Here is a 21,940-nt window from a genome sequence, read left to right on the forward strand (position 1 = left end):
GGGCCCGCCGCCTGGGCGGCGGGCCCGCCCCCTCGCGCGGCTGTGCTGGCGCCGTAGTGCGCGCCGACCGCGGCCGCATCCTCGCCGCTCTCGGCGATTATCGCGACCACGACTCCACACTCGACCGTCGCGCCCTCCGGAAACAGCGCCGCCGCAAGTGTGCCCGAGGCCGGGGCCTCGACTTCATACAGCACCTTTTCCGTCTCGACTTCATACAGCGGCTCGCCCGCCTGCACGCTGTCGCCCTGAGCCTTGAAATAGCGCTGGATCGTGCCCTCCTGCATCGTAAGGCCGAATTTGGGCATGGTCACTTCGACGGACATGGGACTCTCACCGGGACATGGATGTTCGGTCTGCTGTAAAGAGGATGGATTCGCATCGCAGAGAAGGGCGCGGCCGACTCGAGATTCAGCGCCCCGCCAATTCGCGCACCGCGGCCTCGATCCGCGTGTCGTCGGCGATCGCGGCCTTTTCCAGCGGCGGGCTGAAGGGAATCGGGACGTCGAGCGAGGTCACGCGCCGCGGCGGCGCATCGAGCAGATCGAATCCTTTCTCCACGATGAGCGCCGAGAGATCGGCCGCCGCGCCGCCGCGCAGATGCCCTTCGTCGGCGATCACGACCCGATTCGTCTTGGCGACGGATTGCAGGATTATGTCCTCATCCAGCGGCACCAGCGTGCGCGGATCGACGACCTCGACGCTGATGCCGTCGGCGGCGAGCCGTTCCGCGGCCTTGAGCGCCTTGGGCACCATCGCGCCGATAGCGACCACGGTCACGTTGTCGCCCGCGCGCTTGATCGCGCCCTTGCCGAGCGGCACCAGATGATCTCCGGGGGGCATTTCCTCGCGCAGGCGTCCGAGTGCGAGATGCTCGAAGACGATCACCGGGCTGTCGTCGCGGATCGCACTTTTCAGGATTCCCTTGACGTCGGAGGGCGACGAGGGCATCGCGAGCTTTAATCCCGGCACGCTCAGGAACTGCGCGTACACGGTTTCGGAATGCTGCGCGGCCGCGCCACCGACCGCTCCATACACGGCCCTGAAGGTTATCGGCAGCCGGGCCTGGCCGCCCGACATGTAACGCAGCTTGGCGGCCTGGTTACACACCTGGTCCATCGCACAATAGAAGAAGCTCGCGAACTCGACCTCGCAAATCGGGCGCGTGCCGGCCATCGCCGCGCCCACCGCCGCTCCGACGAAGCCCGCCTCCGAGATTGGAGTGTTGCGCACGCGTCCCGAACCGTACTTCTTGTGCAACCCGCGAGTCGCGCCGAACGCGGCCAGGACCACGTCCTCGCCCATAACGAAGGTGAGCGGATCGCGCGCCATCTCTTCGTCGATCGCCTGATTGATCGCCTGTATGTAACTGACCTGCGCCATCGTCCTTACCTCGTTCTGCGTTCGAGTCGCTTTTTCCGCGCGCGCACCTAAGCGAAAACGTCGTCCGCGACTTCGGACGGATCGGGCAGTGGGGCCTGGCGCGCAAACTCGACCGCAGCTTCGAGTTCGGCTTGCGTCTCGTTGACGATCCGGTCGAGTTCGGTCTTGCTGATTTTGCCGCTCTCGAGCACGAATTTTTCAAATTTAATCAGCGGACATTTCTTTTTCCAGGATTCGATCTCCGCTTCGCTGCGGTAGGCAGCCGAGCCAAGAAAAGCCTGTTCGCCAACCACGTGCCCCTCCCAGCGGTAAGTCTTGCACTCGAGCAGCGTCGGCCCTTCGCCGCCCCGCGCCCGCGCGATCGCTTCGCTCGCGTAACGATAGACCTCGAAGACGTCGTTGCCGTCCACGATGTGCCCGGGAATCGCGTAGCCATGCGCGCGCTCCGCGATGTCCTTGACCGAGGTCACGGTTTCCATCGGGGTGAATTCGCCGAAGCCGTTGTTCTCGCACACGAAGACCACCGGCAGTTTCCACACCGCGGCGAGATTGAGCGATTCGTGAAAGGTGCCTTCGTTGGATGCGCCGTCGCCGAAAAAGCAGGCGGTTACGTCGTCGCGTCCGGCGATTTGCGCGGCCAGCGCCGAGCCGGCCGCGATCGGCAAGCCGGCGCCGACGATTCCGTTGGCGCCCAGGATGCCGAGCGAGAAATCGACGATATGCATCGAGCCGCCCTTGCCCTTGCAGTAGCCCTCGCGCTTGCCGTAAAGCTCGGCCATCATGCGGTCGAGCCTGCCGCCCTTGGCAATCAAATGGCTGTGGCCGCGATGGGTCGAGGTGATGCGGTCGGTTTTGCGCAACGCCGCGCACACGCCAGTCGCGCTCGCCTCCTCGCCAATCGAGACGTGCACGAAGCCCGGCAGCTCGTTGGCGATCGCGAGATCGCGCACCCGTCCCTCGAACTGCCGAATCCGCTGCATCGAGCGGTACATGTCGAGCATCAAGTCTTTGCCGAGGTCCATCGCCGGTAAAACCTCCTCGTGGCGGCGAGCGCTCAAAGCGGCCAGCGCGCCGGCGAGAGCGAAGGTATTACCGTTCGGACCCAGCGTCAAACGAACTTCGGTTCTTCATCCCGCGCCGGCCGTGCTAGAGATGACAACCGCTATGACGCCCGCGAGCAGCATCGCAAGCACCGCCGCGACCCGTTCGCGCACCGGCGCTTCGGCACGGCGACGAAGGAACGGGCGTTCGGGGGCCGCCGGCGCGGTCGAGCGGCGCACAGTCGGGCGGATACTCAGGCTTTTGCGGCGCGAAGCGCCGCGATGGAACGCGCCAGTGATGGCTCTGGAGGCCGCCCAGCACGGCGACCCGTTTCGCGTGCTTATCGGGTGCATCCTGAGCCTGCGCACGCGGGACGAAACCACCGCCGAGGCCGCGCCGCGATTGTTCGCCGCGGCGGCGGGGCCGCAGGCGATGCTCGCGCTCGGCGAAGATGCGATCGCGCGGCTCATCTATCCGGTCGGCTTCTATCGCACCAAGGCCGCCGTGATCGTCGGAATCTGCCGCGAGCTGATAACGCGTTTCGGTTCGCGGGTGCCCGATTCGATCGACGCGTTGCTGATGCTCAAGGGCGTGGGCCGCAAGACTGCCAACCTGGTCGTAACCCAGGCCTACGGTAAACCCGGCATCTGCGTCGATACGCACGTCCATCGGATCTCCAACCGATGGGGCCTGGTCACAACGCGCACGCCGGATAAAACCGAAGCCGCGCTTCGCGCGGCGCTGCCCCGCCGATACTGGATCGAATACAATACGTTGCTCGTGGCCTTCGGTCAGACTATCTGCCAGCCGTTGTCGCCGTGGTGTTCGCGATGTCCGGCGGCGCGTATGTGTCCGCGCCGGGGCGTGACCCGCGCGCGGTAGGGAGTCGAAGCTAAGTCCCGCCGGCGCGATCCGCGCCCGGCCGGGAGAAAGGAATACTCTGCGATGAGCACTGACGTCGGATTTATCGGATTGGGTGCGATGGGCGAGCCGATGGCCGCCAACCTTATTGCCGCCGGATACAAGCTGCGCGTTTACAACCGCACCGCATCGAAGGCGCACGCGCTGGTCGCTGCGGGCGCAACACTCGTGGACCGGCCGGGCGACGCGGCGCAGCCGGGCGCCGTCGCGATCACGATGGTCGCTGACGACGCCGCGTTGGAGCAAGTGACGCTCGGCCCGGGCGGATTGGCCGAGCGGCTGGGACGCGGCGGAATCCATATTTCGATGAGCACGGTGGCGCCGGCAACCACGCGCCGGCTCGCGGAGCATCATGCGTCCTCCGGCAGCACTTTGATCGCATCGCCGGTATTTGGACGGCCGGACGCCGCCAAGGCCAAGCGGCTGTGGATCACGGCCTCGGGACCTGCGGCCGCGAAAACCGCGATTCGGCCGCTGCTGGAGGCGATGGGACAAGCGATTTTCGATTTCGGCGAAGAACCTGGGGCCGCCAACGTCGCCAAGCTCGCGGGCAACTTTCTTATCGCGGCGAACCTGGAAGCGATGTCGGAAGCGCTCGCGATGGTGGAAAAGCAGGGCGTCGAGCGCACGGCCGTCGCCGACCTGCTGGCGAAAACACTTTTCGCTTGTCCGATCTACCAGGGCTACGGCAAAGCGGTGGCGGAGAAGCGCTTCGAGCCGGTGGGCTTCCGGTTGCGACTGGGACTCAAGGACGTTGAATTGGCGCTCCGGACCGCATCCGAGGTCACGATGGGCCTGCCGATCGCGAGCCTGGTGCGCGATCGATTTCTCGCAAGCCTCGCCAAAGGACGCGGCGAGATGGATTGGTCGGCGATCGCGTTGAGCGTGCTTGACGACGCCGGTCTTGGTCACAAATCCTAGCCTGGGCGAGAGGGCGGGCGACGAAATCCATATAGCGGGGGTTTTTAGCGCTCATGAAGTTCGCGGCGGCCGCCGCGTTTTTGTTTGCGATGGGGCTCGTATTGGAAGGCGGGCGGGCCGGCGCAACGGACTTTTATGAGCTGCAGATTTATACCGTCGAGACCACGCCGGCGGAACATTGGTGGCTCGAACTGCATTCCATATACGTGAGTTCGGCAACGGGCGAAGAGGCAAAGGAGCAGCTACCGCTCTATCAAATCCATAACACCGGCGAGCTGACCTACGGCCTGCTGCCATGGTTGGAGGTCGGACAATATCTGTGCACCGCGCGCCTGGACCGCGGAACCTACGAATACGCAGGCTCGCGCACCAAGGTGCACTTCGGGGTGCCATTTACCGAGAAGTGGCCGGTCGAGTTTGGGGCCAACGTCGAATTCCAGTACATGCGCCGAGACGCGGCCGAAACGCCGCTCGAGCTGGACCTGATGCCGATCGTGGAGGCTCATGCCGGCCCGTTCTTCATCATCGGAAATTTCTCGTTCAACAAGCCCTTCAGCGGACCAGGCACGCATCAGGGTATGACACTGGAGCCAGCGGGCCAGATAAGCTACCGGGTCAACGACTGGCTTGAGCCGGCGCTCGAGTACTACGGCGAGATCGGAGCGCTCGAGCATTTGCCGAGCGTTCAGAATCAACAGCATTTCCTGACCCCGAGCATCAACCTGCACCTTGCGCCGCAATTGGAGATAAACGCGGGCTACGGGATCGGCGTGACCAATGCGTCGAACGGAAGCTTTTTCAAAAGCACCATCGGATGGCTTTTTTGACTCCGGCGGAGTTACCACGCTCGGCAATCGCTCGCTGCAACGCGGAGCACACCGCGGTTCCAAAACATTCAAGTTGCGCACAGGGCTGGCCTAAATTATTGTGATTGGTACCTCACCGCCGATTGGCGTCGTGGCGGTGGCGTCTTCCTAGATGGATTACCAAGCCGCACAAGCGCGTGGCGAGGATAAGTTTCGGCTAATCCTCGGCCAAGTTGGCTCGATTCGCAGCCGGCTGAACGCGCTAGCCCTGCAACAGGGCCTGTTCGCCCCGCTCACCTTCATCCTCTGCGCAATCGTGCTGATCCTCGGCGCGGCCTTCGCCTTCGGTCCGCTGACTTTTCTCCTGCTCGCGGCCGCCGTCGCCATCGTTGCGATCGCTGGAGTCGTGCGCATGACGCGCGCGGCGTGGCGGATGCGCACCAGCGACGAGCGCGCCGCGCGGATCGCGGATGAACGCGCGGCCCTTAAGGGCCGGCTGACCACGATGGTCGACGGCGCGCGGCTCGAGCAGCGCTCGGCGCTATGGCCATATCTCATCGAGGACACGCTCGCGCTGCGCGACGAATTCGCCGCAGCGCGTATCGAACCGCGCCGGGTTTCGCGATGGCTGTGGGCGGCGATCGCCTCGTGCGCCGTCGCGGCGGTTGCGATGCGCGTCGCTTATGGCGTGCGCACTTCGCGGCTGACGGCGAACAATCGCGTCGCCAGCATCCCGGGCGAGCCTTCCGTCGACCTGGGCGATCTCGACATCCGGCCCGCCGACCCGTCGCTCGAACCGGGAACCGAAATTGATGCGGACCCGGCCACGCTGCGCAAGCTCGCCGAGAAATTGCGCGAGGCGCAAAGCGGCGCACCGAAGGGCAGTCCGGCCTCGCGCCTGATGGCGAATGCGCGCGACGCCGCAAAGGCGCTGCAAAACAAGCTCACGGGAAGCCCGGCGGCCGAACCTGCGCCGCGCCTGAAGCTCACCGACCGCAAAGGCGGCAGCGAAGGAAAGAGCCCAGGGAAGAGCCAGGACCAGGCGCGAGCCAAGGGCGCCCAGGAGAGCCCGCAGAATTCCGACAACGGGCAGCAGCAGGCCGAGCAAAACGCGGCCCAGCCAAACGGCGGTCCGACGCCGGGCGTCCCGGACATGAGTGGATTGGCCGCGCTCAACGGGCTCAACAACGACGATCCGGATCCCAATGGATCGCCTGGCCAGAACACACCGCCCGACTCGCGCAAGGTGCCGCAAGGCGGCCCGCTGGGCGCCGGAGGATCGGATCACGGCTCGGGGAGCGACCCGCAGCATCTTTATGGCGACGCCGAGAAGCCGCCGCTCGGCAACGATACCTTCAAGATTCCGGTCGAGGTCGCACCGTCGGAGGACGGATCGAGCAACACGGCGCCGCCCTCGCCGCCGCAGCGGACGCGGAGCGCACTCAACGCGAACCAGGCTCCCGACGAGCCATTCGAACGCGCATCCATCCCGGCCTCCGACCGGGTAACGATCAAACGGGTATTTGAACGATGAATGCAGCTGCCGCCGGCGAAGCACCCAGTGTGGCCGACTTCGCGCGCACCTTCCGCCACATCCAGGCCGAGATTCACAAGGTGATCGTCGGCCATCAGCGCGCCGTCGAAGAACTCCTGATCGCGCTCTTCGCGAGCGGCCACGTGCTGATCGAAGGCGTCCCCGGCACCGGCAAAACCACGCTGGTCAAAACGCTGGGCCTCGCGCTCAACCTGAGCTTCAACCGGATCCAGTTCACCGTGGACCTGATGCCGGCGGACATCACCGGCACCCGGGTGATTCTTTCGGGCGAAGACGGCCGTCGCGAATTCTCCTTCCAACCGGGCCCCGTGTTCTGCCACATCCTGCTCGGCGACGAGATCAACCGCGCCACGCCGAAGACCCAATCGGCGCTTCTCGAATGTATGGCCGAGTTGCAGGTGACGGTCTCCGGCATCACCCATCAGCTCAAGCCCCCGTATTTCGTGATGGCGACGCTCAACCCGATCGAGATGGAGGGAACGTATCCGTTGCCTGAGGCCCAGCTCGACCGTTTTCTGTTCAAGGTGCGCCTGGAGTACCCCGACGAGAGCGAGATGGTGAAAATCGTGACCAATACCACAGGTCCCGAGGACGCCGGGGTGGAGCCGATCTTTTCGGTGGCCGAGGCGGCCGAACGGATCGAGGGGCTCAAGCACCTCGTGCGCGAGGTGATGGTCGCGCAATCGATCGAGCATTACGCCGCGCGGATGGTGCGCGCGACGCAACCCAGCGGCTCGCGCTACATTGGCCAGCAGGCCAACGGTTTGCGGGTTGACGCGGTCGACCGTTACGTCAGCTTCGGCGCAAGCCCGCGCGGCGCGCAGGCGCTTATCATGGGCGCCAAGGTGCGCGCACTGCTCGACGGCCGCGCCAATGTCGCCTACGAAGATATCGACCAGATCGCCCCGGCCGCGCTGCAGCATCGCGTGATGCTCAACTACGCGGCCCACTCCGACGGCATCGACGCGGCGCATATCGTCGAACGCGTTGTCCAGGCGGTGCGTCCGACCCGCGGCTGAGCGGTTCGATCCAGATGCTCGAGGCGCGCGCATTCGAGCCCGACTTTCTCCGCCGGCTTGACGGGCTGGTGCTCGGCGTCCAGCGCTCGCGCACCGTCCGCGAAGGCCGCCGCACGCTCGGGCGTGTGCAGGGACTCGGCATCGAACCCGAAAGTTTCAAGGAATACACCGAGGGCGACGACCTGCGCTTCCTCGACTGGAACGCGTTTGCGCGGCTCGACGACCTGACGATCCGCACCTTTCGCGCTGAACGCGAAATCGAAGTCACCATCCTGGTCGACGCCAGCGCCTCGATGGGATTGCCGCGCGAGGACGACAAGCTCGGCTTCGCGCTGGGGCTGGCGGCCGCGCTCGCCTACGTCGCGATGGCGAGCAATGACGCGGTGCGGATCGGGGCGTTCCCTTCTGCCGCGCGGGGCGGCGCGCTGCGCCTGCAAACCTCGGCGTTGCATCGCCGGCGCGAGACTTATCCCGCCTTCCGGACCTTCGTCAGCGAGGTACGGCCGGGCGGCGCCACGCAGATGTCGGCAGCGGTGGAGCGCCTGCTGCTCGAGCGCCGGCCCGCCGGCACCGTCATCCTGATTTCCGACTTCCTGATCTCCGCCGCCGAATACGAACAGGCGCTGCGCGGCCTGCTCCGCGCGCGGCACGAGGTCAAGGTCATCCACGTGCTGGGCGACCGCGAGAGCAGCGGCGACTATCCGCCGGGACACTATCGCGTGCGCGACTCGGAAACCGGCGAGCTGTGCGAGGTCACTTTGGGCGCGGGCGCCGCCCAAAGCTGCCGGCGGCGGGCCGAGCGGCTGTCGTCCGAGCTGGCCGCGTTTTGCGCCAGCCACGGCATGGTGTACGCGCGCGCCTTCGGCGCGAGCCATTTCGACGACATCGTGATGCGCGAATTTCCTCGTCTCGGCGTGATGCGGTGAAAAGCGATGGGCCTGCTCAATCCGCGTAACCTGCTCTATCTCGCAAGCCTTGCCGTGCTCGTCGCGATCTATTTGCGCGCACGCGCCAAGCCCACGCTCGAGGTTTCCAGCCTGATGCTGTTCGACGAGGTGGCTGCGCCGGTCGCAAGCTCGCGCGTGCTGCGGACCGACCTGATGTTCTGGCTGGAGATGGCGGCGCTCGGCGCGGTCTCGATGGCGCTTGCGGGACTCTACCTCCGCACCACGGCAAAGACGCCGGCCCATCATCAGGCCCGCGCGCTGATTTTCGATCTTGGCGCGGGGATGAGCGCGCGTGATCGCAGGTGGACGCGGCTCGACGAAGCCAAGCGCCAGGCGCTCGAGATGGTCGCAGAGGCGAAACCCGGCGACAGCTTCAGCGTGATCGGCTACACCCTCGAGGCCACGGTGTATCGCGCTCAGACTGCGCACATCGCCGACGTGCGCCAGGCGATCGAGGCCCTGAAGCCTGCGGCGCTGCCGGCGCGGGCGGCCGCGATGCGGGCGGCGTTGATGCGCGCCGAGGGCGCGGCCGAGATCGATCTCTTCGCCGATCGACCGCCCGCAGGAGACCTGTTGAAATCCGCCGGCGCAGGCGCTCGCCTCCATCTGCATCAGATCGGATCGCCGGCCGACAATCTCGCAATCGTGGCGCTCGAACCGGGAACGGTGGGCGCCTCGCCAGGACGAGTCGTCGTGCGCAACTTTTCCGACCGTCCGCAGGTATGCGAGCTTGTCCTCGAGCTCGATGGCAAAGACCTCTCGAACAACACTTTCGTGCTGGAACCGCGCGGTCAAACCGTGCTGCCGTTCGGCCCGCTGGAAAAGGCCGGCCTCGTCGAGGCGCGCATCGTCACCGAAGACGCGCTCGCGGCCGACAACCATCGCTGGACGTTCGCGCCCAACGAGAAGCCCGACAAGGCGCTGGTGATGTCGCCGAGCCCCGAGGCGCGCGACGACCTTGCCCGCGTCCTGCTCGCGGTCAATCAGGGTCTGATCGTAACCGCGGTCGATCCGGTTAAATTCGATCTCAAGAGCTCTCCGCGCTATCGCATCGCGCTGCTCGAGGACGCCTACGATCCCGGCGTCAAGGCCGACGCGCGCCTGATTATCTATCCGCCGCCGTGGCTCGAGCGCTCGGCGCCGCCCCCGTGGCAGTTGCCGGTGGTCGGCACGGTGACGACGGCCGAAATGCAGGAGCGCGCAGACGGCGAGCAGCTTGACCAGCCGCTCGCGCTTAGCCCGGCGCGTATCCTTAGCCTGCCCGAGTGGATGGACGTGCTCGCGCACGGCACCGGTGCGGGCAGCAGCGGATCCTTTCCGCTGGCGGGCTTCGGCTACGATTCGCGCGGCGCGATGGGCGTGATCGCGTTCAGCGTGAACGACCATGTGCTGCTCGATCCGGACAAGCTCGAAGGCCTTGTGCTGACGGTCGAGATGGTCAAGCGTCTGCTCGCGCCACAGGACCTGCAGGTGGTATCGACCGGCGGTTCAGTCAGCGTTCCGGCGGCCGGGGTCGCCAAAATCACCTCTCCCGACGGATCGGTGACCCTCGCCAGAGCGGACGAGATGGGGCGCGTGCGCCTGCGCCCGCTCCAGGCCGGGCGCTACCAGGTGAGTTCGGCCGGAACCAAGGCGGTGATCTACGCGAATTACTACGACGCGGGCGAATCGGATCTGACCGCGGCGGCGCCGGCCCGCGTATCCTCGAAGCCCGCCGCCTCCGCCGAGACATCTCCGGCCAACATTCCAGCCCGCACCCGGGTAAAGCCGATCGCGGCGTGGCTCGTCGCGCTTGCGCTACTCGCGATGCTGGTTGAGTCGGCGTTGCTCACACGCAAGGCGATGCGCTGGAGGGTCGGCAATGTTTGAGCGGCCCGAATTCCTGTGGCTGCTGCTCGCCGCACCGCTCGCTGTGGCGCCCGGCCTGATGGCCGTCCGCGCGGGGCGCCGCGCGCCAGGCTTCGCTGCGGCGGCGCTGCGCGGAAGCCTGTTCGTGATCCTGGTCGCGCTGCTCGCCGGCCTGCGCCTGCCGCTCAGGACACCGGCCCAACGGATGTCGGTGGTGGTCGCGATGGACGTGTCGCATTCGATCGCGCCCGACCAGTTCCAATGGATGCTCCAGCAGCTTGAAGCCGTGCGCACGGCGATGAGTCCGCGCGACCGGCTCGCAGTGCTCGAGTTTGGCCGCAGCACGCGCCTGCTCGCGCCGCTCGGCGATCCACGCCTGATGCATGTCGATCCTTCGCGTTCCGGCGCCGATCCCGGCGGCACCGACATCGCGGCGAGTCTCACCACCGCGCTCAGCCTGATGCCGCCGCAGGACGAGAAGCGCATCGTGCTGCTGACCGACGGCAACGAAACCGACGGCGACGCCAGGGCCGAACTGCCCGCGCTGGTCGAACAGCAAGCGCGGCTCTACACCGAGGCGCCGCCGCCGTCGGCGGCGGGCCGCGTCGCGATCGTCGATTTCGAGGCGCCGAGTCCGGTCCGCGCTCACGCGAGCTTCGCGCTCCGGCTCGACGTCCTGAGCGAAGCGCGCGCGCCGGCCGTGGCCCGCGTGCGGCTGACAAGCAGTAACCATGAACTGGGCCATCGCTCGGTGGTGCTTCAGCCGGGGCTCAATCGCTTCAGCCTGCCCTACCAATTGGACAGCTACGGCGCCTATCTGCTGAACGCGCGGATCGACGTCGATTCGCCGCTGGCGGTGGTCAATCCCGCCGCGGAGACCGCGGTTTCGGTTATCGCGCCGCCGCGCGTGCTGGTGGTCTCGAGCACCCCACCCGACAGCCTGCTGAGCGCGCTCAGGCTCCGCCAATACGACGTGCAGGAGACGGCGCCGCACGGACTGCCGGCCGATCCCGAAACCTACCTCGCCTACCAGGCGGTGATCCTGGTGGACGTAACCGCGGCGGCGCTGACGCCCGACGTGCAGGCCGCGCTCGCGCGCTACGTCGGCGACTTTGGCGGCGGCTTGATCGTGACCGGGGATGCGCTGCGCGACGAAAAGTTTCACCAGGGGAAACTGGAAAAGGCGCTGCCGATAACTTTCACTCCGCAGCCGCCGCCACCTTCGCGCGAACCGATCGCGGTCTACCTGCTGATCGATCGCTCCAACTCGATGAGCTACAACTCGCGTTATCCGGCCGTGCGCGACGGCGAGCGGATCAAATACGCCAAGGAGGCCGCGGCCGCGCTAATCAACCAGCTTGACGACACCGACTACGCGGGCGTAATCGCGTTCGATTCGGAGCCTTACGTGCTCTCGCATCTGCGCCCGGTGGGCGAGGATCGCGCCGAACTGACCCGCCGAATCGAGCGGCTGGAACCCGGCGGCGGCACCGATTTCAAGGAATCGCTGGAAATCGCCGAGCGCGAGATCCTCGCAAGCGGCATCCCGGTGCATCAGGTGATCCTGCTCACCGACGGCGACACCAATCGCCAGTATCACGATCATGACCAGTTGATGGCCGATTTCGAGAAGCAACACATCTCGGTCTCGACCATCCGTATCGGACCCGACCTGGAGAACCTGCGCCTGCTCCAGGACTTCGCCAAGAGCACCGGCGGCACCTTCTATCGCGTCGAAGACATCCGCAAGCTGCCCTTGCTGCTGGTTCATCTCACCAATGAAGCGATCGCCGACAAGCGTCACCAGCAGAGTCATCTCGAATACGCGGGCGACAGCACGATCCTGAGCGGCATCAGCCCGCGCGAGATTCCGCCGATCGGCCTCTTCGCAGCAACCCTTCCCAAGGATGGCGCCGCCGTGCCGCTGCGCATCCGGCGCAATGACACGGCCGCGCCGCTGCTCGCCGCCTGGCAGTACGGCCTCGGCCGCAGCGCGGTCTTCGCCGCCGACACCGACTCGACCGCATCGCTGAGCTGGGTGCGATGGAACCGTTATGCGGAATTCTGGTCGCAGCTCACAAGTTGGGTGATGCGCCAGGGCGATTCGGGGCCGTTCAGCCTGCGCGTGCATAACGCGGCGGGCGGCGTGCTCAGTCTGCAGGCGGAAAAGGCCGACAGTGCGCCGGTCAACAACCTGGTCTGCCGGATAAGCGGAATCGGCAACACAACGGGCAACGCGATCGACGTGCCGATGACCGAGTCGGGCCGCGCGGTCTATGTCGGCGAATCCGCTCCGCTCAAGCGCGGCAAGTACAACGTCACCCTGATGGTCAAGGAGGGCGACACCGAGCGCGTGCTGGTGCGCCGCGAGGTCGCCGTGCCCGAAGCGGGCCCGGCCGATCAGGCGGAGCTGAAGCTGCGCCCGGCCAACCTTGACCTGCTGCGCGAGCTCGCCCGCGCCACGGGCGGTACGGTGGGGGCGCCGGCGGCCCAGATGCTTGCGCCGCGCGGACAGCTCGTCACGATCTATCGCGACGCCAATCCGTATCTCCTGCCGCTCGTGATAGTGCTGCTGCTCGGTGAAGTCTTCGTCCGCCGTCGCTACCTCGGCGACTGACCATTCGCCGCAGCAGCGTTGGGGCGGGATTCAGCCGCGGCTGCGCGCCGCCAGCTTTTCGCCCAGATGCGCCAGGCGTTGCGCCGCCGCCTCGAGGGTCTTGTCGCTCTTGGAAAACGTGAAGCGCAGCATCCGGCGGCCCAGTTCGTCGCGATGATAGAAACTTGAGCCGGGAACCGCGGCGACGCCGAGCGCGTCGAGAAAGAAGTCGGCGGCTTCAAAATCGTCGCGAAAGCCAAGCTCGCCGATGTCGCTCATGATGTAGTAGGCGCCCTGCGGCATCCAGCATCGCAGCCCCGCGGCCTTAAGCGCCCCGAGCAGAAGCGCGCGCTTGCGCTCGTACATCGCTTTCAATTCCGCGTAAAACGACTCCGGCATCGCAAGCGCCACGGCGCCGGCCTCCTGCAGCGGATGCGGCGCGCCGACCGTCAGAAAATCGTGGACCTTGCGTATCGCCCCGGTCAGCCGTGCGCAGGCGATCGCGTAAGCGAGCCGCCAGCCGGTGATCGAGTAGGTCTTGGAAAGCCCGCTGATGGTGATCGTGCGCTCGGCCATCCCGGGCAGGCTGCCGATCGACAGGTGCCACGCGCCGTCGAAGATGATGTGCTCGTAGATCTCGTCCGTCACCGCGAGCGTGTCGTGGCGCTGGCAGAGCTCGGCGATAAACTCCAGTTCCGCGCGCGTAAAAACCTTGCCCGAGGGATTGTGCGGCGTGTTGATGACGATGGCCTTGGTGCGCGGGCCGAAAGCCGCTTCGAGCTCGGCACGATCGATCGCGAAGTCGGGCTCGCGCAGCGCCACGTAGCGCGCCGTCGCGCCGGCGAGGATTACGTCAGGCCCGTAATTCTCGTAGAAGGGTTCGAAGATGATCACTTCGTCGCCCGGATTGATCACCGCGAGCATCGTCGCGACCATCGCCTCGGTCGCGCCGCAGGTAACGGTCACGTTGCGGTCGGGATCGCATTCGAGCCGATTGTAGGCGCGCGCCTTGTCGGCAATCGCGCGGCGGAAGTTGGGCGAGCCGTGCGTGATCGCGTACTGGTTGTAGTCCTCGTCGATCGCGCGCTTGGCCGCTTCCTTAAGTTCCGCGGGCGCCGCGAAATCGGGAAATCCCTGCGCCAGGTTGACCGCTCCGCAGGCGAGCGCGCGCCGCGTCATCTCGCGGATGACTGATTCGGTGAAAAGCCGGGTTTTGTGTGATATGTCGGTCGGCATCGCCCGCACAGTTTACGCGCGGCGTGCCGCGCGCGCCAAGCGCCGCCGACGCAGCCCGGCGAAGCGCTCAGGTGCACCGGTGCACGCGCGCGCGAGTGCGCCGGCGACCATTATCGCGCGATCGCTCGAATCTAACTGTAGCGGCAGCCTGCTGCGGCGACTTGCAGATTTGTTTATTCGCGCCGCCCGGACGACTCAGTGACCGATTTCGGCTCGCAACTCCTCGAGTTGCGCGGCGCCCTGCTGCAGACGCCATTCGTCGATCGCTTCAACGTTGAAGCGCCAGTCACTGCCAATCTTGAAACCCGGCAACTGTCCCTTTTTCAGCAGGCGATAGATCGTCGAGCGGTGGACCCGCAGGTACTCAGACAGCTCGTTGACCGTCAAAACCTTTGCGCCAGTCGAAGGCATCTTTCCTATCCCCTTTTGGAGCGAACCAAACCCCAACCTCCACCATCAACCCACCTATGCCGACCCCGGTCTTATTGTGCCAATTTTCGGCATTGATATGCATTATTAGGATAGATTCCTCAAAAAGAAAAGCCCCCCTTTTACGATCGAAATTTTTTTCAATAACCTCTGACCTTTGATTATAAGGGAAGCTAATCTCTCGACCGAACGCGAAAGCGATCAGTTAACGAACATCGATAAGGCTACGCACGTTTGTTCGACCGGCAGCAGCTACGGCTTGTCCGATCCGACGCGCGCGAATAGGTTCGATCATCGATGGCTCCGCAGGTGAGGATCGGCGCTTCCGGCTTCAGCTACAAAGAGTGGCTCGGAAACTTCTACCCGCCGAAGCTGCCGGGTCCCAAGATGCTGGCGTATTACGCCGAACGGCTTCCGACGGTGGAGATCAATTACACTTTTCGCGCGATGCCGCGCCGCGCGATGCTCGAGCGCTGGGCCGAACAGACACCGGCGCACTTTCGCTTCGCGCTCAAGGCGCCGCAGCGCATCACGCATTTCGCTCGCCTGCGCAATACGGACGAGACCGTCGGCTTCTTCGCCGAGACTGCTGCGGTGCTGGGCGAGCGCCTGGGTCCCGCGCTGTTCCAGCTTCCGCCCGACTTCAGCCGCGACGTGCCGCTGCTGCGCGAGTTCATCGCGATGCTCAGCGGACGCTTGCGTGCGGCCTTCGAGTTTCGCAACCGTTCATGGTTTGAGGGCGACTCCGCTCTGCAGGCGCTCGGCGACGGCGGCGCCGCGCTCTGCATCGCGGAGAGCGATCGCCAGGCAAGCCCGGTCGAGCGCACCGCGCCATATGTCTACGTGCGGCTGCGCAAGGAGACCTATGACGACGACGCGCTTAGGGAGTGGGCCGGGCGCCTGGCGCGCGTAGGGGAAGGCGCCGACGAGATCTATGTCTACTTCAAGCATGAAACCGGCGCTCCTGTGCTCGCGGCACGGCTCGAACGACTGTTGAGCGGGCTTCACTGATGGCGACGACAGAAGAGACCTCTGCGGGCGCTGCGGCGCTGCCCGCCGGGGAGTATCGCTACGAACTGCGACGCGGGGCCGAGTTGGTCGCGATCGAAGAGGCGACGCTCGGCGCGGGATTCATTCGCGGCATAAGGCGCACCCTCGACGGTCTCAATCGCCACGAGGTCGAGGCGCGCCTGGACGGCGGCCTGATCGTCGCGGTCGCGGTGCGATACAGCCGCGGCCCGTTCAAACGCAACGCCAGCTACGCGGCGACCGGGGATCTCATCCGCGGCCATCTGATCGCCGCCGGCGGCCGTGAAGAAATGAGCTCCAAGCTCGGCCGCATGCGCGAAGTCGATGCCGATCTGATCCTGTGCAAGGCTTTGATCCTCGCGCACGTGCGCGCCCGCGGACAGGCGCGATGGATCGGGCGGGTCGCGACGATCGACCCGAATACGCTCGTCGTCAGCTCGCCCAAGCAGACCTATTACCGGAGGGACGACGCGGGGCGGCGATGGGTTTTCGAGCCGCGGATGGGCGACGTGGAGGACTTCGAACTCGACGAGGCCGGCCGCGTTGTGCGCCGGCGCGCGCGCGACGACGCCGAGACCGCGCTGGTCAGCTTCGCCCCCGCCGCATGAAACCGCCGGCGCCCCTCGCGATGCTTAGGCAGCCAGGCGGTCGCGCGGCATCCGGCAATCGCCGTCGAACTGCGCGCCTTCGTTGAGAATGAGGCTGGGCGTGTTGATCGTGCATCGCAAGCGCGCCGAGGATGTCAGTTCCAGGCGCTGGCGCACCACGATTTCGCCGCTGACGGTACCGGCAATAGTCAGCCGCGTCGCGGTGATTTTGGCCGACACCACGGCGCCTTCCGCAATCACCACCTCATCGCCGACTATCTCGCCGTCGGCTTCGCCCTCGATTCGCACGGTGCCATGAAAATGCAGATTCCCCGAGACCTTGGTCCCCTTACCGATTCGCGACTCTTCCGCTGCAGCCATTTCTCCCCCCTTGGATAGACGGCGAACGCCCGAAAACTATGCCGACAAACTCGCCGGCGTGCAAACCTCATCAAACCTCGCCGGAATCGGAAATTGACGCCGCGGCTCGTCGCCTCACCGAAGCTTTTGGTAGTCTCGCTGCGATGGGCGAATTCGACGGCAAGGTGGCGATCGTCACGGGCGGCACGCGCGGGCTAGGTTGCGCAACAGCGCTCAGGTTAGCGCGCGGTGGCGCAACCCTTGCGCTCAACTACCGCCGCGACGAGCAGAGCGCGCGGCGCGCGCTTGAGGAAATTCGCGCTTTCGCGCCGCGCTCGATCCTGCTGCAGGCCGACCTTGGCGAGGACGAGCAGGTGCGCGCGATGGTCCGCCGCGCGGGCGAGGAGCTCGGCCGCGTCGATATTCTGATCGCCAACGCCGCCGCGACCGCGTTCCGCCCGCTGCTCGCACTCAAACCGCACAATCTTACCCGGACCTTCAACCTGAGCGTCGGCGGCTTCGTCGCCGCGGTTCAGGAGAGCGCACGTCTGATGAGCACGGGCGGGCGCATCGTAATGATCTCGGGAGTCGACTCGATTCGCTTCACCGCCGGACACGGCGCGTTGGGCGCGGCCAAGGCGGCGCTGGAGAGCATGGTGCGCGACTTCGCCTTCGAACTCGGGCCGCGCGGCATCACGGTCAACGGCGTTAATTTCGCGCTGATCGACAGCGACTCGTCGCGGCTCTACATGGGCGATGATTTCGAACGGATCGCGCGGGCCGCGGCTGAGCGCTCGGCGCTCAAACGCGTCCCGAGCGCCGAGGAGATCGCGGCCGTTGTCTGCCTCATCTGCATGCCTGACGCGGCTTTTCTAACCGGGCAGACGATTATGGTCGACGGCGGCCTGTCGCTGGCGTCGCCCTTCGTGCCCTGAGCGCGGCGCCGCGGCGCCGTAACGCAATCAAACGGGAGCTTTATCTGAGGCAAACGTGATGGATCAGCACGAGAAAACCGGTGAGCGTGCCCGCGGCCCATTCGTGGTTTTCGCGCTCGAACAAGCGCGCCACCACGCCGCCAGCGAGCCGCAATGGCAAAAAAACGACCGCGCCTCGGTGAGTGTCGTAAAGAACGACGACCTCTCGCTGACTTTGTTGATGCTGAAGCCGGGCGCGCATCTGAAAGAGCACTCCGCGCGCAAAGCGGTCAGTGTTCACGTGCTCTCCGGACGCGTTCGCTTGAGCAGTGGGAGCCTCGCGCGCGAACTCGGTACGGGAATGCTGGCGATGGTGGAGGGCACAGTGCCTCACGCGGTTGAGGCGCTCGAGGAAAGCGTCCTGCTGCTAACGGCTGCGCTCGGGTGAGCCCCCGTGCGCTCAGACGCGGCAGAGCAGGCCGCCGTCGATCGCGATCGCCTCGCCGGTGACGAAGCCCGACGCCGGGGAAGCGAGGTAGAGCAGCGCTCCGGCCAGCTCCTCGGGCTTCACCAGCCGCTTGTAGGGCAGGTACTTGAGCAGGGTCGCTGCGAACTCGTCGTTGGACGTCGCGGGATTGCCCTCCTCGGCCATCCAGCCCGCTTCGAGCAGGTTGACGCGGACTTTCTCGCGCGCCCATTCGAGCGCCAGCGCGCGCACCAGGTTCGCGACCGCGCCCTTGGCCGCGCAATAGAGCGACGCGCCGGGCACGCCGCGCTCTGCGAGGACCGAACTGACGACGACGATCGAGCCGCCGCGCTGGCGCATCGCGCGCGCGCCCTCCTGGCACGCCATCCACACGTTCTTCACGTTGCCTTCCATGACGCGGTCGAACATCGCGTCGTCTCCTGCCTCGGCCGGCGCATAGTAGGGAGCATCGAGCGCCGTCACTATCACGTCGAGGCCGCCCAGGCGTTTGACCGCCTTGTCGATCGTCGCGCGGACGTCGGCGCGGATGGCCGCGTTCTGTATCTGGGTTATCGGCGCGGCCTTCGCGCCGGAAGCCTGCGCCGCCTTGGCCGTCTCATTGATCTGCTCGTTGGTGCCCGGCTCCTGCGAGGCGATCATCAGCCGCGCGCCCGCCTCCGCCAACGCCGCCGCGGCAACGCGGCCGGCCGGATGCTCGGCTCCGATAACCAGCGCCGACTTTTCAGCCAGCGTGAAGTCGTCCAACCCCTGGGGAAGCGCCATAGTGCCCTCGCCTGTCGTCACTCGGTCGGCTGCGGCGCGACGCCGGTCGGCGTGATGCCGCCGGCCAGACCGCCGCCGTCGATCTTGATGAGCGCGCCGTTGATGTGATTGGAGGCCTCCGAACTGAGGAAAATCGCGAGGGGGCCCACGTCCGCGTCCTCTCCGCCACGGCCCATCGGGATGAACTTGCCGCCCTTGAAAAACGCCATCAGGCGTTCGTTGTGCGGAAAGATTCCGGGCACGATGCAGTTGGTCTGTATGTTATAGTCGGCGTAAGTCAGAGCCATCGAGCGCGTCAACTGCAGCACCGCGCCCTTGGAGCAGGCGTACATGTAATTGTGTTTGCCGCCGCGGAGTCCGTAACCCGATGCAACGTTGATGATCTTGCCGTGCTGCTGCTTGAGCATCTGCGGAATCACCGCACGGCATCCGTAGAACTGGCTCGAGAGGTTGATGTCGATGCCGCGGCGCCATTCCTCGTCGCTTATCTGGTCGATCGTCTTGCCGAAGGAGTCCTCGCCGGCGCCGGCGTTGTTGATCAGCACGTCGACCTTGCCGAATTCCTTGACCGCCGCCGCGACCATCGCGTTGACGTCCTCCGAGAGCGCGACGTCGGTCCGCACGACGAGGCACTTGCGTCCGAGCTTGCGCACCTCGGCCGCGGTTTCCTCGAGCTGCTCGACCGTGCGCGCCGCGGCGACGATATCCGCGCCGGCGCCTGCCAGCCGCGCGGCCATCGCGCGGCCAAGGCCGCGGCCGGCCCCGGTGATGATCGCGACCTTGCCGTCGAGTCCGAGATTGTCGGCAATCATGCTTCCTCCAGAGTGCGTGCGCGGCGCCGAATCGAAATCTCCGCGAAGTCCTCGCCCGCGAGCGCGCCGCCCTCCTTCTAGCTACTAACACAGCCGCGCGGCGCTCAGAAAGTTGCACTTCGCAGGCGGCCAAACGGCCTTTTTGACCGGGCCCTGCGCGGCGGCATATAGTCGGCACAAGGAGCAAGCGCGATGGCGATCAACATCACGATGTTTTCCGACTTCATCTGACCCTTCTGCTACATCGGCTTCGCCGTGTTGCGAAGACTCAAATCCGAATTCGATTTCACGATTCATCACCGGGGCTTTCAAATACATCCCGAATGGCCGGCCGAAGGCATGCCGGCCGAGCAGTGGCGTCCGGATATGGATCCCAAGACGCGCAGAGCGATGTGGGAGCGGATAAGCGCGATGGGCGCGGCGGCCGGGGTCGAGATGAAGGCGCCGGCCACGCTCGCCAATTCGATGCCGGCGCTGCAGGCGGGCGAGTTCGCCGCGGAAGCCGGCCTCGCCGAGGCCTTCGAAGACCGCATCTTCCGCGCCTACTTCGCTGAAGGGCTGAATATCGGCAAGCGCGACGTGCTGCTGGATCTGGCTGCGGAGGTCGGGCTCGATCGCGCCTCGCTCGGCGAAGCGCTCGACTCGGGCAAGTACGCGATGCGCATCAGGAATAACGCGATGGCGGCCAGTCAGCGTGGAATAAGCGGGGTGCCTACTTTTCTTGTCGGCGATTGGCCGCTGGTCGGCGCGCAGAGCGAGGATGTGATGCGCCGCGTGCTCAAACGCGCGAGCGAACTGGAAAACGCGGGCGCCTGACGTCGTCGGCCGCGCGGCGGCTCGCCGCCGCCGCGCCCCGGATGCCATCAACGTGTTATGATCGATGCGGTGAAGCCCGCCGCGGAGGTAATCCGTCTCGATTTGAGAGGCGTTAAATGCCCGCTCAATTGGGCGCATGCCAAGGTGCGCCTGGAGCGGATGGCCAGGGGCGAAACGCTGGAACTGACGCTCGACGATCCGCGCGGCGCACGCGACATCCCGCGCGCCGCCGAGGGCGAGGGGTACGCTATAGTCGAGACCCGCGCTGCGGCAGGCGTCTGGATACTCAGGATCGAAAAGTAACCGGCGCCAACTGTTAATAATCGATAAAGACCCGCCTCTTTGCGGGCGCGGGCTTACATCCCGATCAAATCCGCGCGCTCGATAACGTGGCGGATGCCGCGGACGGACGCGACGTCGATCATCACGCCTTCGTAGGTAACTGCGCCGAGGCCGTCGGCCTCGGCCTTGGCGTAAACCTCGGCCATCTTGCGCGCCCGCGCGACCTCTTCCCTGGTCGGCGAATAGACTTCGTTGGCGAGATCGATCTGGCTCGGATGGATCGCCCATTTGCCGACGAAGCCCAGGATCGACGCCCAGGTCGCCTCACGCCGGTACCCTTCGGGATCGTGGAAGTCGGCGAAAGGACCGTCGATCGCGTCGATTCCGGCCGCGCGCGCCGCGACCACGATCTTGTTGCGCGCATAATGCCACATGTCGCCGGGATAGCCCGGAGCGCCCTTGGCCGGAAAGCGCACGCCCTGCGAAGCGCTGAAATCGCCGGGGCCGAAAATGATCGCCTCCAGCCGCGGCGTACATCGCGCTATCTCCTCGACGTTGATCAGCGCCTGCACTTCCTCGATTAGGACCTCGAGCCCGATGCGCCGCTTGCGTTTGAGCGTCATTTCAATCCCCGAGAGCAAAGTATCGACGAACCAGATGTCGCGCGGCGCCTTGACCTTGGGAATGATTATCAGGTCGAGGTTGTCGCCCGCTTTCTCGGCAAGCTCGATCACCTCGCGGTAGGCGTACTCGGTTTCGACGTTGTTGATCCGCACGGCGCGGGTTTTTTTGCCCCAGTCCAAACCGTTCAGCGCGTCGATAACGCGGCCGAGCGCCGCGACTTTTTCGTTGGGCGCAACCGAATCCTCGAGGTCGAGGAACACGAGGTCGGCGCTGCTCGCCGCCGCGCGCTCGATCATCCGCTGGTTGCTGCCGGGGGTGGAAAGTTCCGACCTGCGTAAACGCATCGCTGTGATCCTTCTCTTCCGCGGCGCGCGCGGATGCGCGCGCCGCTCTGCTCTCCGCGGAACACGCCCCGCCGCCGTCTATCGCCGGCGTCGGCGTGGCCCGCTCTTCTTCGCCGCCCCCGCGCGGGCGCGCAGGGCGCGCCGCGCTCGCGGCTTCTCCGGGGCCGCCGCGCCGCGACCGGCTGCGCGCGAGCCCGCCCGCGTCGCCGGCGGGCGCGCGCGCC

Annotated in this window: 23 protein-coding genes; 14 read left to right on the forward strand and 9 right to left on the reverse strand. The window is 66.0% G+C overall.

Annotation, left to right across the window (positions count from 1 at the left end):
• The 3 genes from VMI09_06015 to VMI09_06025 all read right to left on the reverse strand — a co-directional run.
• Positions 1 to 323, reverse strand: a 323-nt coding sequence (locus VMI09_06015; protein ID HTQ24233.1) for a lipoyl domain-containing protein, incomplete at its 3' end; no start/stop codon positions are given.
• A gap of 85 nt (positions 324 to 408) precedes the next feature.
• Positions 409 to 1,380, reverse strand: coding sequence for an alpha-ketoacid dehydrogenase subunit beta (locus VMI09_06020; GenBank protein ID HTQ24234.1), 972 nt, complete (start codon positions 1,378 to 1,380; stop codon positions 409 to 411).
• A 47-nt stretch (positions 1,381 to 1,427) separates the two neighbouring features.
• On the reverse strand, positions 1,428 to 2,402 hold the full coding sequence (locus tag VMI09_06025; protein HTQ24235.1) for a thiamine pyrophosphate-dependent dehydrogenase E1 component subunit alpha: 975 nt from the start codon (positions 2,400 to 2,402) through the stop codon (positions 1,428 to 1,430).
• A 130-nt stretch (positions 2,403 to 2,532) separates the two neighbouring features.
• Between VMI09_06025 and nth the strand changes: the two genes are divergently transcribed.
• The 8 genes from nth (at position 2,533) to VMI09_06065 (ending at position 13,055) form a co-directional block, all read left to right on the forward strand.
• Entirely contained in the window at positions 2,533 to 3,303 is a 771-nt protein-coding gene (gene nth / locus VMI09_06030) for an endonuclease III (protein ID HTQ24236.1), read from the forward strand.
• Between the two features lie 63 nt (positions 3,304 to 3,366).
• Positions 3,367 to 4,263, forward strand: coding sequence for an NAD(P)-dependent oxidoreductase (locus VMI09_06035; protein HTQ24237.1), 897 nt, complete (start codon positions 3,367 to 3,369; stop codon positions 4,261 to 4,263).
• 53 nt (positions 4,264 to 4,316) lie between these two features.
• Complete coding sequence (locus VMI09_06040; GenBank protein ID HTQ24238.1) at positions 4,317 to 5,090, forward strand: hypothetical protein; 774 nt, start codon at positions 4,317 to 4,319, stop codon at positions 5,088 to 5,090.
• Positions 5,091 to 5,241: 151 nt separating this feature from the next.
• Positions 5,242 to 6,603, forward strand: a complete 1,362-nt coding sequence (locus tag VMI09_06045) for a hypothetical protein (protein HTQ24239.1) — start codon at positions 5,242 to 5,244, stop codon at positions 6,601 to 6,603.
• Positions 6,600 to 7,643 (forward strand): AAA family ATPase, encoded by a 1,044-nt coding sequence (locus tag VMI09_06050; GenBank protein ID HTQ24240.1) that lies wholly within the window; start codon positions 6,600 to 6,602, stop codon positions 7,641 to 7,643. Before VMI09_06045 ends, VMI09_06050 begins: the two co-directional genes overlap by 4 nt.
• A gap of 14 nt (positions 7,644 to 7,657) precedes the next feature.
• The gene (locus VMI09_06055) at positions 7,658 to 8,569 is read left to right on the forward strand and encodes a DUF58 domain-containing protein (protein ID HTQ24241.1); all 912 of its coding nucleotides are present in this window, start codon (positions 7,658 to 7,660) and stop codon (positions 8,567 to 8,569) included.
• A gap of 6 nt (positions 8,570 to 8,575) precedes the next feature.
• A complete protein-coding gene (locus VMI09_06060; GenBank protein ID HTQ24242.1) occupies positions 8,576 to 10,459 on the forward strand; it encodes a BatA domain-containing protein in 1,884 nt (627 codons plus the stop codon).
• Positions 10,452 to 13,055, forward strand: coding sequence for a VWA domain-containing protein (locus VMI09_06065; protein HTQ24243.1), 2,604 nt, complete (start codon positions 10,452 to 10,454; stop codon positions 13,053 to 13,055). The genes VMI09_06060 and VMI09_06065 overlap by 8 nt, the downstream gene beginning before the upstream one ends.
• 30 nt (positions 13,056 to 13,085) lie before the next feature.
• Here VMI09_06065 and VMI09_06070 read toward each other — a convergent pair whose 3' ends face one another.
• Together VMI09_06070 and VMI09_06075 are read right to left on the reverse strand one after the other, a co-directional pair.
• On the reverse strand, positions 13,086 to 14,270 hold the full coding sequence (locus VMI09_06070; protein HTQ24244.1) for an aminotransferase class I/II-fold pyridoxal phosphate-dependent enzyme: 1,185 nt from the start codon (positions 14,268 to 14,270) through the stop codon (positions 13,086 to 13,088).
• A gap of 195 nt (positions 14,271 to 14,465) precedes the next feature.
• Entirely contained in the window at positions 14,466 to 14,657 is a 192-nt protein-coding gene (locus tag VMI09_06075; protein ID HTQ24245.1) for a helix-turn-helix domain-containing protein, read from the reverse strand.
• 339 nt (positions 14,658 to 14,996) lie between these two features.
• On the opposite strand from VMI09_06075, the gene VMI09_06080 reads away from it, so the two are divergent.
• Entirely contained in the window at positions 14,997 to 15,710 is a 714-nt protein-coding gene (locus VMI09_06080; GenBank protein HTQ24246.1) for a DUF72 domain-containing protein, read from the forward strand.
• The gene (locus tag VMI09_06085) at positions 15,710 to 16,336 is read left to right on the forward strand and encodes a hypothetical protein (GenBank protein HTQ24247.1); all 627 of its coding nucleotides are present in this window, start codon (positions 15,710 to 15,712) and stop codon (positions 16,334 to 16,336) included. Before VMI09_06080 ends, VMI09_06085 begins: the two co-directional genes overlap by 1 nt.
• Before the next feature lie 24 nt (positions 16,337 to 16,360).
• Here the strand turns inward: VMI09_06085 and VMI09_06090 are convergent, their stop codons facing one another.
• Entirely contained in the window at positions 16,361 to 16,696 is a 336-nt protein-coding gene (locus VMI09_06090; GenBank protein HTQ24248.1) for a polymer-forming cytoskeletal protein, read from the reverse strand.
• A 143-nt stretch (positions 16,697 to 16,839) separates the two neighbouring features.
• Here VMI09_06090 and VMI09_06095 point away from each other — a divergent pair, with 143 nt between their 5' ends.
• Positions 16,840 to 17,610 carry an SDR family oxidoreductase gene (locus VMI09_06095; GenBank protein ID HTQ24249.1) on the forward strand — a complete coding sequence of 257 codons (771 nt, stop codon included), beginning with the start codon at positions 16,840 to 16,842 and terminating at the stop codon, positions 17,608 to 17,610.
• Positions 17,611 to 17,668: 58 nt separating this feature from the next.
• Positions 17,669 to 18,037: a hypothetical protein gene (locus tag VMI09_06100; protein HTQ24250.1), complete on the forward strand. Its 369-nt coding sequence runs from the start codon at positions 17,669 to 17,671 to the stop codon at positions 18,035 to 18,037.
• 12 nt (positions 18,038 to 18,049) lie between these two features.
• Here VMI09_06100 and VMI09_06105 read toward each other — a convergent pair whose 3' ends face one another.
• On the reverse strand, positions 18,050 to 18,838 hold the full coding sequence (locus VMI09_06105) for an SDR family oxidoreductase (GenBank protein HTQ24251.1): 789 nt from the start codon (positions 18,836 to 18,838) through the stop codon (positions 18,050 to 18,052).
• A gap of 17 nt (positions 18,839 to 18,855) precedes the next feature.
• Positions 18,856 to 19,650 (reverse strand): SDR family NAD(P)-dependent oxidoreductase, encoded by a 795-nt coding sequence (locus tag VMI09_06110; protein ID HTQ24252.1) that lies wholly within the window; start codon positions 19,648 to 19,650, stop codon positions 18,856 to 18,858.
• 243 nt (positions 19,651 to 19,893) lie between these two features.
• Between VMI09_06110 and VMI09_06115 the strand changes: the two genes are divergently transcribed.
• Together VMI09_06115 and VMI09_06120 are read left to right on the forward strand one after the other, a co-directional pair.
• Positions 19,894 to 20,466: a DsbA family protein gene (locus tag VMI09_06115; GenBank protein ID HTQ24253.1), complete on the forward strand. Its 573-nt coding sequence runs from the start codon at positions 19,894 to 19,896 to the stop codon at positions 20,464 to 20,466.
• Positions 20,467 to 20,523: 57 nt separating this feature from the next.
• On the forward strand, positions 20,524 to 20,769 hold the full coding sequence (locus VMI09_06120; GenBank protein ID HTQ24254.1) for a sulfurtransferase TusA family protein: 246 nt from the start codon (positions 20,524 to 20,526) through the stop codon (positions 20,767 to 20,769).
• A gap of 53 nt (positions 20,770 to 20,822) precedes the next feature.
• Here VMI09_06120 and VMI09_06125 read toward each other — a convergent pair whose 3' ends face one another.
• Positions 20,823 to 21,716 (reverse strand): CoA ester lyase, encoded by an 894-nt coding sequence (locus VMI09_06125; GenBank protein HTQ24255.1) that lies wholly within the window; start codon positions 21,714 to 21,716, stop codon positions 20,823 to 20,825.
• Between the last annotated feature and the right edge of the window lie 224 nt (positions 21,717 to 21,940).

It is taken from the genome of Candidatus Binataceae bacterium (assembly GCA_035500095.1).
GTDB lineage: Bacteria > Desulfobacterota > Binatia > Binatales > Binataceae > JAKAVN01.